At 28.9% G+C, this 15,505-nt stretch carries 14 protein-coding genes; 3 read left to right on the forward strand and 11 right to left on the reverse strand.

Features of this window, described 5'->3' with window-relative positions:
• Positions 1-100: 100 nt before the first annotated feature.
• Genes CC89_RS06820 through CC89_RS20440 form a run of 3 tightly spaced genes read right to left on the reverse strand, consistent with a single transcriptional unit; the run spans position 101 to position 1,902 of the window.
• Positions 101-1,042, reverse strand: coding sequence for a sensor histidine kinase (locus CC89_RS06820; protein ID WP_035290558.1), 942 nt, complete (start codon positions 1,040-1,042; stop codon positions 101-103).
• Between the two features lies 1 nt (position 1,043).
• Positions 1,044-1,730: a response regulator transcription factor gene (locus CC89_RS06825; RefSeq protein ID WP_035290562.1), complete on the reverse strand. Its 687-nt coding sequence runs from the start codon at positions 1,728-1,730 to the stop codon at positions 1,044-1,046.
• Between the two features lie 37 nt (positions 1,731-1,767).
• Positions 1,768-1,902, reverse strand: coding sequence for a DUF1835 domain-containing protein (locus tag CC89_RS20440; RefSeq protein WP_185750694.1), 135 nt, complete (start codon positions 1,900-1,902; stop codon positions 1,768-1,770).
• A 543-nt stretch (positions 1,903-2,445) separates the two neighbouring features.
• Here CC89_RS20440 and CC89_RS06830 point away from each other — a divergent pair.
• Entirely contained in the window at positions 2,446-2,838 is a 393-nt protein-coding gene (locus tag CC89_RS06830) for a hypothetical protein (RefSeq protein WP_035290565.1), read from the forward strand.
• Positions 2,839-3,393 (forward strand): DUF2087 domain-containing protein, encoded by a 555-nt coding sequence (locus CC89_RS06835; protein WP_035290567.1) that lies wholly within the window; start codon positions 2,839-2,841, stop codon positions 3,391-3,393.
• A 271-nt stretch (positions 3,394-3,664) separates the two neighbouring features.
• On the opposite strand, the gene CC89_RS19500 is transcribed toward CC89_RS06835, so the two are convergent.
• The 5 genes from CC89_RS19500 to CC89_RS06860 all read right to left on the reverse strand — a co-directional run bounded on the left by CC89_RS19500 (position 3,665) and on the right by CC89_RS06860 (position 11,776).
• Positions 3,665-5,443, reverse strand: coding sequence for an ABC transporter ATP-binding protein (locus tag CC89_RS19500; RefSeq protein WP_051931573.1), 1,779 nt, complete (start codon positions 5,441-5,443; stop codon positions 3,665-3,667).
• On the reverse strand, positions 5,436-7,247 hold the full coding sequence (locus CC89_RS19505; RefSeq protein ID WP_051931575.1) for an ABC transporter ATP-binding protein: 1,812 nt from the start codon (positions 7,245-7,247) through the stop codon (positions 5,436-5,438). The genes CC89_RS19500 and CC89_RS19505 overlap by 8 nt, the downstream gene beginning before the upstream one ends.
• 5 nt (positions 7,248-7,252) lie before the next feature.
• Positions 7,253-8,860 (reverse strand): sigma-70 family RNA polymerase sigma factor, encoded by a 1,608-nt coding sequence (locus CC89_RS06850; RefSeq protein ID WP_035291291.1) that lies wholly within the window; start codon positions 8,858-8,860, stop codon positions 7,253-7,255.
• A 380-nt stretch (positions 8,861-9,240) separates the two neighbouring features.
• The gene (gene purB / locus CC89_RS06855) at positions 9,241-10,671 is read right to left on the reverse strand and encodes an adenylosuccinate lyase (RefSeq protein WP_035290569.1); all 1,431 of its coding nucleotides are present in this window, start codon (positions 10,669-10,671) and stop codon (positions 9,241-9,243) included.
• A gap of 208 nt (positions 10,672-10,879) precedes the next feature.
• Positions 10,880-11,776 (reverse strand): HD domain-containing protein, encoded by an 897-nt coding sequence (locus tag CC89_RS06860; RefSeq protein WP_035290571.1) that lies wholly within the window; start codon positions 11,774-11,776, stop codon positions 10,880-10,882.
• Positions 11,777-12,066: 290 nt separating this feature from the next.
• Here CC89_RS06860 and CC89_RS06865 point away from each other — a divergent pair, with 290 nt between their 5' ends.
• Positions 12,067-13,347 carry an alpha-L-fucosidase gene (locus tag CC89_RS06865; RefSeq protein ID WP_035290572.1) on the forward strand — a complete coding sequence of 427 codons (1,281 nt, stop codon included), beginning with the start codon at positions 12,067-12,069 and terminating at the stop codon, positions 13,345-13,347.
• Between the two features lie 41 nt (positions 13,348-13,388).
• On the opposite strand, the gene CC89_RS06870 is transcribed toward CC89_RS06865, so the two are convergent.
• The 3 genes from CC89_RS06870 to CC89_RS06880 form a co-directional block, all read right to left on the reverse strand.
• Complete coding sequence (locus CC89_RS06870; RefSeq protein ID WP_035290573.1) at positions 13,389-13,649, reverse strand: HPr family phosphocarrier protein; 261 nt, start codon at positions 13,647-13,649, stop codon at positions 13,389-13,391.
• 106 nt (positions 13,650-13,755) lie between these two features.
• Positions 13,756-14,214: a PTS sugar transporter subunit IIA gene (locus CC89_RS06875; RefSeq protein WP_035290574.1), complete on the reverse strand. Its 459-nt coding sequence runs from the start codon at positions 14,212-14,214 to the stop codon at positions 13,756-13,758.
• Between the two features lie 82 nt (positions 14,215-14,296).
• Entirely contained in the window at positions 14,297-15,487 is a 1,191-nt protein-coding gene (locus CC89_RS06880; protein WP_035290576.1) for a pyridoxal phosphate-dependent aminotransferase, read from the reverse strand.
• Positions 15,488-15,505 lie beyond the last annotated feature (18 nt).

The following is a 15,505-nucleotide window of genomic DNA, read 5'->3' on the forward strand; positions in this document are numbered from 1 at the left end:
TTATTTAGTAAAATATAACCAATATAATAGTAACTTTTTAGATTTAACACTAGAATCTTAATTATGCTTCATACTGAGCGCACGCAAAAATGAGATAAAACTAATGTTTTATCTCATTTTCTATTAATGTTTTAGGAAGTGCAAATGTAAATTCAGTCTTTTCAAAGGGAGTACTTTTTACATAAATAGTCCCATTTTGAGCTTCCACTAATTTTTTGACTATAGTAAGCCCTAAACCGCTACTCTTTAAATTTAATTTTCTGGACTTTTCGACGGTATATAGCCTATCGAAAACATAATCTATTTCTTCTTTTGGAATTCCAGTACCATTATCCCATACATCTACAAAAACATAGCTTTCATCTTCTTTTAAATTAATTCCCACAAGAGTACCTTCTGAACCATATTTCAAAGCATTGTTTACAAGGTTATTTAAAATTCTATTTAATGATTTTTCATCCCCAAAGGCGTATATATCCTTTTCCGGAATATTTATTTGTATCTTCTTATTATATTCCTTAAATTCATTAAAAAATAATAGTACATTTTGTCTCAAAATTTCTGAAATATTTAATTGTTTTATTTCCAATTTAACATCATTAGATTCAATTTTAGAAACCTGAAAAAACTCCTCCATAAGACTATGTAAATGATTACCTTTGCCGTAAACTATTTTAATATATTTTCTTTTGTCCTCTTTACTTAAATTGGTATCACTAAGAATAAGTTCTATATATCCAAGCATTGAAGTTAACGGTGTTCTCAAGTCATGAGATATATTAGATATCATTTTTTTTATAGAATCTTCATTGATTTTATTTTTTTCAAATATCCTTTGAAGTTTTTCTATTAACTTATTTATGTTAATAGTTATAGTATTTATTGATTTTATATGATTTTGAAGTCTTATTCTTTGATTAAAGTTTCCTTGTATAACTTCCTCTAGTATTTTACTTATATAATTTAATTTTCTATTTAACAAAACTATTAAAATCATAAGAACAATTATTATAATTATTAAAATACACACAAATACATTCATTTTAATCACCAAGTTTATATCCAATTCCCCATACGGTTACTATATATCTAGGATTATTGGGGTTGTCCTCAATCTTATTTCTTAATCTTTTTATATGAACCATTACAGTATTATCATCATTTACATATTCATCTTCCCATACATTATTAAATATCTGAGCTTTTGTAAATACTCTATCTGGGCTTGAAAGAAATAATTTTAAAAGTTTAAATTCTTTTGGAGTTAAACTTAGCTCTTTAGTTTGTTTATATACCTTATAATTTAAAGTATCTAATTTTAATTCATCATGTTCTAAAATAGGTCTTTTTTTACTTTCATTATAATAAACATATCTTCTAAGTTGAGCTTTAACCCTTGCAATTAACTCTCTTACTGAAAATGGTTTTACCATATAATCATCGGCTCCCATACCTAATCCAATTATTCTATCTGTTTCTTCTGCTTTAGCTGAAAGAATAATAACAGGTGCGTTATTAACAGTTCTAATTTGCCTAAGTACTTCTATTCCATCAATATAAGGAAGCATTAAATCAAGTATTACTAAATTAAATGTATTGTTATATTTTTCTATAGCTTCTTTTCCATCAAAACATTGGACTATATCATAGCCTTCATTTTTTAAAGCATGATATATTAAATCATTTATTTCTTCATCATCTTCTACCACTAAAATCTTTGATTTTTTCAAATTCAACACCTACTTTATCTTTTTATACGCCAATTAATTATAGCATAATCCTAAACAAATATATTAAATAAAATACTATAACTTTATTTCTCCGTATAATCTTAGTGTTTAGGGCATACTTTAAACTCGCTCTTGTACTTTCAGAAAAACATACGTGAATTATTTTTTTCATAGTATTCCTCCAATTCTTTTAAATGACTTATCAACATAATATTATTATCCCACAAAAGCATTACATTACCTAAATTATGAAATTTCTCTGGAATGACTTACATAAGAAGCAAAGGAACTGTTTAAATTTAATTTTAGAAATTCTTCTTTTAGACATATAAAATTATCGTAAGCCTGGCAGGGACGCCAGGCTAGCGAACCTAAAGCAGGACGCTGAATGTGAGCGTTAGATAATTTTATATGGCTAAAAGATTAGAATTTCTTAAATTAAATTTATTGTTTCGAGCTCTTATGCAAGTCATGGAGGAGAAATTTCATAATTTTATCACATTATACCTTTTTGTGGTTTAATCATAATATATATTTTAACATATTTAATTTTATCTAAACATTGCTCTAAAACATAAAAGTGTAATTATTTAAACCAATTTCAAAATCTATTTTTATATCTATAGAAATATATTGACAATAAATGTTTATATATATTATATATATTATGGATCAAATTAGTAATTTTATAGTATGATTGGAGGTAATCAAAATAATGTTGAAGGATGCATATTTAAAAGAACTTACAGAATTAACAAATGAGTTTAGAAAACAATCTATTATATTAAAAGAAGAGGGTTCAAATGATGAGGCTATTTTAGAAACTATAAAAGCAAATATTTGCGATATATTTTGCAAAGTATTTAATGTAAGCTACAATAAAGCATTTAAAAGTTCTAAAAATACTGATGAATGTTACAAAAATCTCTATAATTTCTATACCAGCTTCTTTAATAAAATACCAGCTCCTTGGATTGAAAAGATGGCTAAAGATATGGAATATGGCATGATGGAAGAATATTATAAAGAACAAATTAAGTTAGAAACAGTTAATAAAATTAAAGATTTATTTGAAAAATATTATAATAAATATTACAAGGAGGCTTAAATGGATAAGTTAATTATAAACATTTTTAAGTGCTTAGCTGATAAATCTAGATTACAAATAATAAATAACCTAATGGAAAGTCCTATGTATGTTGAATTATTATCACAAAGATTAAACTTAGCACCATCTACCATATCCTTTCATTTGAAAAAATTAGAAGATGTAAAATTAGTCTATTCCACTAAAGAGCAATATTATGTGGTTTATCATTTAAATAAAGATATACTTTCATTGAAATTGAATGATTTAATTAATGGAGTAGAATCACAAAAAGATATTCAAAAGGAAAGAGAAGAACAGTACAGAATAAATGTTATAAATGCATTTTTTGAATATGGAAAGCTTAAATCCATCCCTGTTCAACGAAAGAAAAGAAAAATAGTTTTAGAAGAAATTGCAAAGAGCTTTGAACCTGGCAGAGATTATACGGAAAGAGAGGTTAATATTATTATAGCTGATTTTCATGACGATTTCTGCACAATAAGAAGAGAAATGGTTGGATTTAATATAATTGAAAGAAATAATGGCATTTATAAATTAGTTAATATTAAATAATGTGGAAATATAATAACCGCACAGGGAAATGCTTTTATTGATTTTGCAATTGAAATATGTGATTGGTTTGGTTATTTTGAGAATCAAGAAGATAAAAATAGTTTTACAAAAGCTTTTAAAGGTATTTAATTACAAATATTTAAGAATAATTGGGTATTAAAAATAAAAATACTGGCGCCTAATTATTCTTAAATATATTAATCTTAAAATTTTTATGAGTGTTTACACCAAATCCTTAGAATAATTCAAAGTGAGCTCCTATTGTCAATTGTTATGCCACATACCAAGATTCTTGGTTTTTGTACATCTTTGCATATATTCCATCTTCATTTAGTAAATCCCTATGAACTCCTTCTTCTGCAATGTTCCCCTCATTAAAGACTACTATTCTATCAGCCCTCTTTGCAAACCCAAGTCTATGAGAGATAAACAGAACCGTTCTGTTTCCTGCCAGAGTATATATCATGTTATAGATTTCAATTTCAGATATTGGATCTAAATAAGCTGTAGGTTCATCTAATATCCATAGGGTAGCCTGTGGGTTGGCCAGTAATCTTGCAATGGCGAGTCTTTGCCATTGACCTTTTGATAATTCTATGCCCTTTTGTAGTTGTCCCAGGGGTGTGTTAATGCCCTGTGGTAGCTTTAGAACCTGCTTTTTTAAACCAACCTTATCCAGTAGACTACAGATTTCTTTCTCTGAAAATTTATGATTTTCATATCCTACTTCAATGTTCTCTCTTATAGTCATTTGATATTGAGCAAAATCTTGTAATATACATGAAACACTACTTCTCAGAATGGATTCTGCCCTTAAGCCTTTGTATCCATCCACTACAATTTCTCCATCAGTTGCATTTGTAAGCGCCATTAAGAGATTAGTACAAGTGGTTTTTCCACTTCCATTATGTCCTACTACTGCAATCTTTTCTCCTGATTTTATATTAAGCTTAAGATTCTTCAAGGCGTATCTTTTAGCTTGAGGATAAGTATAAATAATATTTTCAAAGGAAATGTTATCTGCCTTTTCTTCAGTATATATCTTATTATACTCTTCATAGTCCATTATTTCATAGTAGCTCTTAATAAACTTACAATCAACACTATTCGTCATAATTGTACTTTGTACTCCTTCAAAAGTATCTATTACTCCATTAAAAAGCTGATTACATAACATTAGAAAACCTATCTCATGTTTGCCTGCAACTATTTCAAAGGCTACAAAAATTAACATAGCTATATACGGAAGGTTAAAAACTATTCTTGCTACTTGAAGTGTTACTTCAAATTTTTTAAATATTTTCATTCTATATTTATATTCTTTATCATAGAGTTTATCCCAGCGGCTACTTACAAAGCCAAAAAGTCTATTGAACTTAAACTCTTGGTGAGTAACCTTGTCTCCACTAAGGCTAAAAAAGTAATTTTGCTTTTGACTATAAGGTTGTATTTCATCCCAAATATTTTTTATGCTATTGTACATGTTACCTGCAACCTTATTGAATATAACTACTAATGCTAAATATATTACTACCACTAATACGTTAATCTGTATGAGAAAATATCCATATACAATGGCATGAAAAACTGATTCTATATAAAACATAGTGCTTTCAATAAAGTTTTTCATAGTTTCTAATGTTTTAGTTCTCACTTCGTGTATCTTTACATAAGTCTCATTGTTTTCATAATAATCTATTTTAATATTTGAAAGTTTAGTATTAAGCTCCTTTTCAAATACATAGGATAAGCTTAAATTTAATTTATTTATAAGCAATGTCCTTATAATATCTATTACCTTGAAAATTATCTTTGACAATGTAAAAAGAGTGATACCCATAACTGCAGATTTAAAATAAACAGTTTTATCAAAAAGTCTATAGGCTGAATTTATAGTGTATTCTGTAGCCTTTAGTAAAATAAATGTATTAATAGCTGAAATGGATGTTGTTAGTACTAAAAGTACATATGCTAAGGGGCTGCTTTTAAAAGCTATGGCATTTACCTCTTTTAATGCCTTTAGTGTATAGGAGTTTTTCTTTTTACGCACTTACATCACCTTCTTTATAAAGCTCTTGTTGTGAAGTAAATAATTCATAGTATTTACCTCTCAGTTTCAAAAGCTCCTCATGAGTCCCACTTTCAATTATTTGTCCCCCATCCATTATACAAATACGGCTTGACATCCTAGCAAAGCCAATACGATGTGAAATTAAAAGAGCAGTTTTGTCCTTTACTATGTCCTTGAATTGATTTAACATTCTCATTTCTTCAATTGGGTCTATAGCTGCTGTTGGTTCATCTAGTATAAGCACATCAGGTTCCCCCATATATGCCCTAGATAGAATTACCCTTTGCCATTGTCCTCCACTTAAGTCTTCACCAGCCTTATCATACTCCTTACCTAATATTGTATCCGCTCCACCAGGGAGCTTCTTTATTACCTCTTGTAAATTACCCTTTTCTATAGCCTTATTGATGTGCTTCTCATCATTAAAGCTTTCAATCATTCCCACAGCTACATTTTCTTTCAAAGAGATGCTGTATCTAGTAAAATCCTGAAATCCTATGCCAAAATATCTATATAAGCTTTCCTTATCATAGTTTTTTATATCTTTGCCATTTAGCTTTATAGTCCCTGTATAATCCTCTAAAAGTCCACACATAAGCTTTAAAAAGGTGCTTTTTCCACTTCCGTTATATCCAAGAATGCTTATAACTTCTCCCTTTTTTAAAGTGAAATTTAGATTATTAACTGCATTTTTATGTCCATGAGGATATTTATAGCATACATTTTCAAAGGTTAAACTTTTAAATTCCTCAATATTATTATTTATTTTTGAATTAGATTCTGACATATTCTTTAACATTGATAAACTTGTTTTTCCCGTGAAGTTTTCATATCTTTCTACATACTGATAGTTTTCAGCTAAATCTTTTGATAGTATATTCACTATATTACCTACACTATAGGTAAGAGACCACATTATTGAGTTCAAGAATACAAACTCTCCTACAGCTAACTTTCCAGTGTAAACAAGATATAAGAAGTAAATTGTTAATCCAAAAGTCATAAATTGCTGAATAATAGTGGAAATATTTGATAGTATTGTAGCTTTTACTTCAAATTTATATTTAGAAGTGGTATACTCTTTATACCATTTATCCCATTTTTGAAGAAATTTATTTTGTAATTTGAATATTCTAAGCTCCTTTGCATGTTTTCTTGAAGAAAGTAAATCCCTATAATAGTTGCCTTGTCGTTCGGCATTAATATATGCCTCATTTAACGCCATTCGTCTTTTTACGATGTATTTATTTATAAAAATCAAGGCTAAAGATAAAAAGAATATACATACTAATATAATGGTATCAAAATATGAAATAGCCAAAGCTGATAAAATGAGCTTAAAGCTGGATATAGCAAGCTTATTAAATACTGTCACTGTTATTTCAGTAGTATTGTCCATGTTTTTTCTTACAAACTCATAATTGTCATAAAAGCTATTATTATAAAAATCATCCTGTTTAGAGTTATAGCTTTTATATAAAAAGAATTTAGAGAAAAGTTTTTTAGACTTCCTAGTATAGGCAGTTATCATCATATTCTCAAAGTTTCCAGTATTTCCACCTATACATATCATTAAAAAGAAAAATAATATAGGCATCATGACTTTAATACTATATACTCCAGCCTTTTGGTAATATAATATAGTATCCGTTGCCAATTTAAAGGAGTAGCTAATCCCAAGTCCAGCTAGTGCCATAATAAGCAGTGCACTAATATTTATAATAAAAAACCCTGGTGCTGAAGCAACACTTATTTTACAAAAATTTAGTATTCTTTTAAACATTTAATTCACTCCTCAATAAAGAGAATTGTTGAGATCCCCTTTGCTTCTTCAGAAGTTGGTTCCTGTAGTAAATCTCTATCTATTAAATTTTTTAATACGTAAGTTTTTAAGCCTGTTAAACTATTTTGACAGATAGCTCTTATAATTTTGTGCATATGAATAGGTTGACCCATTTTTCTAATTTCATATACAATTCTATCCAACTCCTGTCCTAACTTTATGAGTTTCTCTGAAGGTGAAGGCAGTATCTCAGTGAAACTATCTATTGCTTTCTTATTTTTATAATAAACCACATTTACTTTATAACCATTTTTGGTCTTTATCAAATATCCCTTATCTATTAGTCTTCTATATACATCTATGTTTACATTGTTTTCTATTAACTTCCCATTTATAAAATGATAGAGTCCTACATAATCTGACATAATATTGTCTCTCCAATCAAATACCCTATTAATCCAACCTGTATTAAATTGCCATCCCAGAATTGGAAGTTCATCATTAGTCCTATACATATCTCCACAAGAGTTATAATTGAACTCATCACTTTTCTTTATTTCTTTATGGATAGAAGCAAAAGCAATATAATTTCCACCATCTTTGCGTAATGTAGTAACTTCCTCATAAGTTATCTTCTTCAATTGAGAAAATTCTAACTTTTTCATAGCATAAGGGATTACACTCCATAAAAGCAAATTAAAATCATTATTTGGATAATAGATATTAAGACTTTTAAACTGATCCTCCATATTAAAAAATTGAAGAAAATACTCTTCCACAACTATGGCAGCATATTTTTTGTATATTTCATGTAGTGCTTCCCATTTTTCTTCTGATTCTTCTGAAATCAATATATTAGTTTGGTATTTTCCACCAGGTAGCTTGTCCATAAAACCATATTCTTCAAGTTCATTAATTTCATCTTCTATAAATATAGGGGATATACCTAGTTCCTCTGCAATTTTATTTATTGTTAATGGTTCATGATAAGCTGCATAAGCTATATTTTGAGTTATAGTCCTTCTAAAAAAATCTTTAGTATCTCCTCTTTTTCCTGGTTCCCCGCTATGTGTCATATTTGAAAATTTAATAGGATTAATGCCTAAGTTTCCAACCGTTCTCATTACTTCCATACCTTTTTTCATCTCCTTTTTACTTTCATAAATATGCCATTTTACAGTTCCTTCTGATAGATTTAACTTTTCGGCAATTTCTTTTATTTTTAATCCTTTATAATAGTGAAGTATTACTATTTCCCTTTGCTGCTTTGATAAAAATGATATTTCTAACCTCAGTTTTCCTGCCATTTCACTTTGAAGAATATCCTTGTCAATTTCTAAGTCTGAGGAAATAATTATTTGATCGATTGATATATTATTAAATCCTTTCGTTTTACCACTAATATATTTTGTCCAAACATTATGAGCGATTTTAAAAATATAACTATTTAAATCAATAAAGTTATCTTTTTTTATAAGCACATCATATACCTGAAGTATAATTCTACTTGCAAGTTCCTCAGCTTCATTAAGATTTCTAGTTTTATTCATAGAAAAACCATATAATGGTTTTATATATTCTTTTATTAATCTATCTGCTTCGTTTTTTTTCAATATTATTTTCATCTCCTTTTCCATTACACTTATATACTGTCTAGCTAAAAAAAAAGGTTGGTAAATAAACAAAAAATTTAGCATTATTTACACTATATATCCTACCATATGTTTATATGAAAATAACAAGTAACAAACTGTAATATTATAAGCTACAATAAAAAGTTTAAAAGTTCTAAGAATAGTTAAGAATATTACAATAAGTTTTATACTTTATATACTTATTTTTTTAATAGAATACCTACTCTTTGGATGAAAAAAATGACTAACCATATAAAACATAACATCGAGGAAAGTTATAGAAGGTACTTATTTTTTACTAAAAAAGACCAAGATTTTTGGAATCTTGGTCTTTTTTATATGTTTCTATACAGTTTTTTCTATACATTTATTTCAGCTTCTACACCTAAAGCTTTTTTATTATTTTCAAGTAAAGGCTTAACATATTCCTCAATAAACTCAGCTACTTGCATAGGTGCTCTTCCAGTAAATTTAACGGGATCTATGGTATCCATTATTTCTTTTTCTGTCATGTTAAAGGCTTTATCTTTAACTATTAATTCTATTAGGTTATTTTCCATTCCTTCTGCTTTAACTCTTTTAGCTGCTTCCATAGAATAAACTCTTATTTTTTCATGAAGTTCTTGTCTATCCCCACCACGTTTAACAGCTTCCATAAGAATGTTTTCTGTAGCCATAAAAGGAATTTCCCTATTTACGTGAGTTGCTATAACTTTAGGATATACTACTAAATTACTAGCTACATTTAAGTATAAGTTTAGTACTCCATCTAAAGCTAAGAAGCTTTCAGATACGGCTATTCTCTTATTAGCAGAATCATCTAGAGTTCTTTCAAACCATTGAGTAGATGCAGTTATTGCTGGATTTAATGAATTTACAATTATATATCTAGCTAAAGCACCTATTCTTTCTGAACGCATAGGATTTCTCTTATAAGCCATAGCTGATGAGCCTACTTGATTTTTTTCAAATGGTTCTTCCATTTCCTTCATGTTTTGAAGTATTCTTAAATCATTGCTGAACTTATAGGCACTTTGAGCTACCTGTGCTAAAGCACTTAAAACTATATAATCTAATTTTCTTGTATATGTTTGTCCAGTTACAGGAAATACTTTTTCAAAGCCCATCTTATTTGCTACGGTTATATCTAGTTTTTTAACTTTTCTTCCGTCACCTTCAAATAATTTCATAAAACTTGCTTGAGTTCCAGTGGTGCCCTTTACTCCTCTAAATCTACATTGTTCCAAGGCAAAATCTATACTTTGAACATCCATCAATAGTTCTTCTATCCATAAAGTAGCTCTTTTACCCACTGTAGTTAGCTGAGCTGGTTGAAGATGAGTAAATCCTAAAGTAGGTAAATCCTTGTACTCTAAAGCAAACTTACTTAAAGAATTTATAACATTTATAAGTTTAACTCTTACTAAATTTAAAGCTTCCTTCATAATTATTAAATCTGTGTTGTCTCCTACATAGCAGCTAGTAGCTCCTAAATGTATTATTCCCTTAGCATCTGGACATTGAACACCATAAGCATATACATGACTCATTACATCATGTCTTATTTCTTTTTCTTTAGCCTCAGCTACTTCATAATTTATATCTTCTACATGTAATTTTAACTGTTTTATTTGCTCTTCAGTTATATTTAATCCTAGTTCTTTTTCGCTTTCTGCTAGAGCAACCCATAATTTTCTCCAAGTTTTAAATTTTTTATCTTGTGAAAATAAATATGACATTTCTTTAGAAGCATATCTTTCCCCCAATGGTGATGTGTAACTATCTCTCATGCTAAAAACCTCCAATATGTACAAAGAATATTGTAATTTTATTATAATTCATATTATAACATACTATTTTTAAAAATGTAATAAAAATGTTCGTGTTTATCCAATATTTTTAAATTTTTATTTTATAGCTATGAAAATTAAGTATATTACTTTATAGTTATTCTTAAAAATATCCATATAGTAAAGATATACAATGTTATGAATTACACTATAAATATAATCTAGTTCCAAGTCTTCTGTCAAATTCAGACCAACCAGGTGATTGGTTATTTTCTCTAACTTGCTGAATTTTATTCATCATAGCATCTACATAGTCTGCAAAGTGAACCACATAGGCTTCTTCAGTTTTTGGTACTTTAGGAGAACCAAATTCAACTTTTCCATGATGCTGTATTATGCAGCTCTTTATCCTCATTTTAAATTCTTCACTATAAATGTCTTCCTTTGATAAAGCCTTTTCTAATAAACCTATTCCAATTACAATATGTCCTTCCATATCTCCTTGTGTAGTAACAGAAAAAGGTCCATCTGTATAATATTCATATACTTTACCTATATCATGAAGCTTAGCACCTAAAATAGCGATTTCCTTATGAGCTAAATTATATCTATAACATAGATTTTTAGCTATATACATAGAGTTTAAAGTGTGTTCTGCTAATCCCCCTAAATAGTTGTGATGTTGGCTCACTCCGCCTATACCTTTCTTAAATTTATCTACAAAATCTTTATCTTTAAAGAAGTAATCATTTAGTGTTTTTACCTGTATATCTTTAAATTCTTCATTTGATAAATCAGTAATCTCTTTCATTATATCTTCTATAGGTCTGTTTATAGAAGGTAGAAATTCATATAAATCAAAACTTTCCACTTTTGTATATTCATCTATTTGCAATAAATTATCTAGAGAAGTCCCTTTTACATTAATTACATCACCTACATTTAAATCAACACCTGTATATTTAATCTTAGCCTTTATGTCTCCAGTTTTATCCCCTAATATTACTCCTATATATTCTATTTCCTTAAATAAATTTTTTAATATCATGAACTCACCTAAAACTTCATTTCCTTTACGTAGATCTTTTATAAAAATTTTTTCCACCTAAATTCATCCTTTCGTACAAAGTATATAAATATTATTAACTATAAGATTTTTTTTATCCTATAGACTTAAACAAAGGAACCTTTATAATTCAGTTCGTAGATAAATACAGTAGGAGCTATCGGAATTAAGTCTGTGGAGCTAGTAGGTTTTGAGTGAGAAGAAGCAGGAATACCCATGCACTTGTGGCTGGGATGAGTTCACAGTATAATGTACTTAGTAGGTCAAACTAACACTATTTTAAATCACTATGCAAAATTAACTAAGTAATAACAAGGGGGATATTTTTTATGGCGAACTATAACTTAGAAAATAGTAAGGATAAACTAACAGTATTTACAGATGCACGATTTGGAATGTTTATTCACTGGGGCTTGTATTCTATCCCAGCTAGAGGGGAGTGGGTTAGATCTAATGAAAGAATTACAGTAGATGATTATGAAAAGTTTTTTTATGAATTTAATCCTGTAAATTACAATCCTAAAGAATGGGCTAAATTAGCTAAAGAAGCTGGAATGAAATATGTAGTTATGACTACAAAACACCATGATGGATTTTGTCTATTTGACAGTAAATATACAGATTATAAAGCTACTAATACTCTAGCCAAAAGAGATCTTATAAAAGAGTATGTAGAAGCTTTTAGAGAAGAAGGTTTAGCTGTGGGATTTTATTATTCTCTTTTAGATTGGCATCATGAAGATTTTCCCGCTTATGGTGATAGACATCACCCTATGAGAGATAATGAGAATTTTAAAGAGAACAAGGGAAACTTTAATAGATACATAGAATACTTTCATAATCAAGTAGAAGAGCTTTTAACTAACTATGGAAGGATAGACATTATGTGGTTTGATTTTTCCTATGATGATATGATAGGTGAAAAATGGGGAGCTACTAAACTTATAAAGAAAGTGAAAGAACTTCAACCCCATATAATAATAAACAATAGATTGGGAGGAAATTTAAAAAAGAGCATTCCAGAAGATTATGCAGGAGATTTTACAACTCCTGAACAAATAATACCTCCTGAGACTTTGATTAATGAAAAAGGTGATTTAATACCTTGGGAAGCTTGTGTTACATTAAATGACCACTGGGGATATTGTTCTCAAGATAAAAATTATAAGTCTTCAAAGGAAATAATAAGAGCTCTAGTAGAGTGTGTTAGTAAAAATGGAAATTTAATATTAAATGTAGGACCAAATTCTAAAGGAGAAATTCCCGAGGAATCTATAGGTATCTTAGAGGAAGTAGGCCATTGGATTGAACAAAACGGCCAGAGCATATATGGCTGTACTAAATGTAACAATAATAAACCTGAATGGGGACGCTATACTCAAAAGGAACATTACCTATATGCACATATATTCCAAAGAGGCGTAGGGCCAATCAATTTAAGAGGGCTAGCTGGAAAGATTAAGAGAGCTCGACTTTTATGTGACGGCTCAGAAATTTCCATAGAAACTCCATGGAATGCGGAGGATTATAAAGGAGATGCTTTTTTGAATTTTAAAAGTGCTTCACTCCCAGATGAAAAAGATACAGTTATTTTATTAGAATTAAAATAAGGCTACTGAAACATCAGTAGCCCCTTTTTAGGAGTTGTTTATTACTCTTCTATAGATTCAATTAATTTAGAAATTTCTTCTAACGCTAAAGTTTCGTCATCACCAGAAACGATTACTTTAACTGTAGCTCCACTTGTAACTCCTAAAGATAAAACTCCTATTAAGCTTTTAACATTAGCTTTTTTCCCATTAAATTCAATACTTACATCTGATTTAAATGAAGATGCTTTTTTTACTAATAAGGTTGCAGGCCTAGCATGTAACCCTGTTGAACTTTTAACTACTACTTCTTTAGTTACCATGTAAATTCACCCCTAGTATAAATTTAGTTATTTATATATATATAACTACCTCATTATATCATAGAAGAAATATTATTACAATAAATTAACCAAAATCAGGATATTACTAATACACCACTGCTTTCATGATTATATCCGCTGAATTAGAAGCATTATAATTTATATCAAGGGTCTTTATTAGTTCAGTATTTATAATTATAACAGGAGTAGTTAGTGAAATCTTAGATGTTAGATACTCCTTATCAAACCAAATGAGTTTATCTCCTCTACTAACTTTTTCTCCTGGATTTATGTAACAAGCAATTCCCTTCCCACCAAAGTTATTGCTATCTAATCCAAGATGAATTAGTATTTTAAGTCCTTCCTTGGTGCTTATTAAAATAACATGTTTTTTTTCATAGACTAATTCCACTGTTCCATCTACTGGTGAATATACATAATTATCTTCAGGCTCTATAGCTATTCCTTCACCCAAAACTTTTCTACTGAAAAGATAATCTTCTACTTCAGTTAAGGGCAATACTTTTCCTTTTACAGGTAAAAATATTTCTACTTCTTTAAACATACAGTATCACCTACCAAAAATCATTAGAAGCAAAATTCTTCTAGTAATACTATATCATTAATGTACGATCTTTTAAACTATTTTAAATATTTTTAACGAAATTATCTATTCTATCCAATCCCTTAATGATATTTTCCATAGATGTAGCATATGAAAGTCTTACAAATTCATCTACCCCAAAAGCTACTCCTGGTACTGCTGCTACTTTCTCTTTTTCTAATAGAAGGCTAGCAAATTCTAAAGAAGATTTAATAACCTTTCCATCTACTTCTTTTCCTAATATTTTTGATATGTTTACCATAACGTAGAAAGCACCTTCTGGTTTAATACAACTTAATCCATTTATTTTATTAACTCTTTCAACCATGAAGTCTCTTCTCTTTTTGAATTCTACTATCATAGCTTCTACATCTTTTTGCTCACCGACTAAAGCCTCTACTGATGCATATTGAGCTATGGAATTAGGATTTGATGTCATATGGCTTTGTATATTAGTCATGAGCTTTATTATTTTCTTATCTCCAGCAGCATAGCCTATTCTCCATCCAGTCATGGCATAAGCTTTAGAAACACCATTTATAACTATTGTTCTTTTATAAGCATCTTCAGATAAACTAGCTATACTTACGTGTTTATCATTACTGTATATTAATTTTTCATATATTTCATCAGAAACAATTATCAAGTCGTGTTTTTTAGCAAAATCTGCAATGGTTTGTAATTCAGCTTTATTATAAACAGTTCCTGTTGGATTGTTAGGGCTGTTTAATATAAGAGCTTTTGTTTTGTCTGTAACTGATTTTTCAAGGTTCTCTATAGTATATTTAAAACTATTTTCCTCTTTAGTATTTACAAATACTGGCTTACCATCTGCAAGCTTCACAAGTTCAGGATAACTTACCCAATAAGGTACAGGTATTAAAACTTCATCACCTGGATTTAATATAGCTCCAAAAACGTTAGCTAAACATTGTTTAGCTCCTGTTGAAACAATAATTTGTGATGCATCATAGCTTAAATCATTGTCATTTTTAAATTTATTAACTATGGCATCTTTCAATTCTGCTATACCTGGGGTTGCAGTATATTTAGTTTTCCCTTCTTTAATGGCTTTAATGGCTGCTTCTTGAATATTTACAGGTGTATTAAAGTCTGGTTCTCCAGCACCAAATCCAACTACATCTATTCCATCAGCCTTCATTTTTTTTGCTTTTGCCGTTATTTCTAATGTCAAAGATGGTGCTATTTCTTCTGCTTTTCTTGATAAAATCATTTCAATCCCTCCACGTAA

Source organism: Clostridium sp. KNHs214 (assembly GCF_000744935.1).
Lineage (GTDB): Bacteria > Bacillota > Clostridia > Clostridiales > Clostridiaceae > Haloimpatiens.

Coding starts and splice junctions, on each gene's coding strand:
- CC89_RS06835 (WP_035290567.1), top strand. CDS start 2,839: ATGGATAAGTTAATTATAAACATTTTTAAGTGCTTAGCTGATAAATCT.
- CC89_RS06865 (WP_035290572.1), top strand. CDS start 12,067: ATGGCGAACTATAACTTAGAAAATAGTAAGGATAAACTAACAGTATTT.
- CC89_RS06880 (WP_035290576.1), bottom strand. CDS start 15,487: ATGATTTTATCAAGAAAAGCAGAAGAAATAGCACCATCTTTGACATTA.
- CC89_RS20440 (WP_185750694.1), bottom strand. CDS start 1,902: ATGAAAAAAATAATTCACGTATGTTTTTCTGAAAGTACAAGAGCGAGT.
- CC89_RS06820 (WP_035290558.1), bottom strand. CDS start 1,042: ATGAATGTATTTGTGTGTATTTTAATAATTATAATAATTGTTCTTATG.
- purB (WP_035290569.1), bottom strand. CDS start 10,671: ATGAGAGATAGTTACACATCACCATTGGGGGAAAGATATGCTTCTAAA.
- CC89_RS06870 (WP_035290573.1), bottom strand. CDS start 13,649: ATGGTAACTAAAGAAGTAGTAGTTAAAAGTTCAACAGGGTTACATGCT.
- CC89_RS06875 (WP_035290574.1), bottom strand. CDS start 14,214: ATGTTTAAAGAAGTAGAAATATTTTTACCTGTAAAAGGAAAAGTATTG.
- CC89_RS19505 (WP_051931575.1), bottom strand. CDS start 7,247: ATGTTTAAAAGAATACTAAATTTTTGTAAAATAAGTGTTGCTTCAGCA.
- CC89_RS06830 (WP_035290565.1), top strand. CDS start 2,446: ATGTTGAAGGATGCATATTTAAAAGAACTTACAGAATTAACAAATGAG.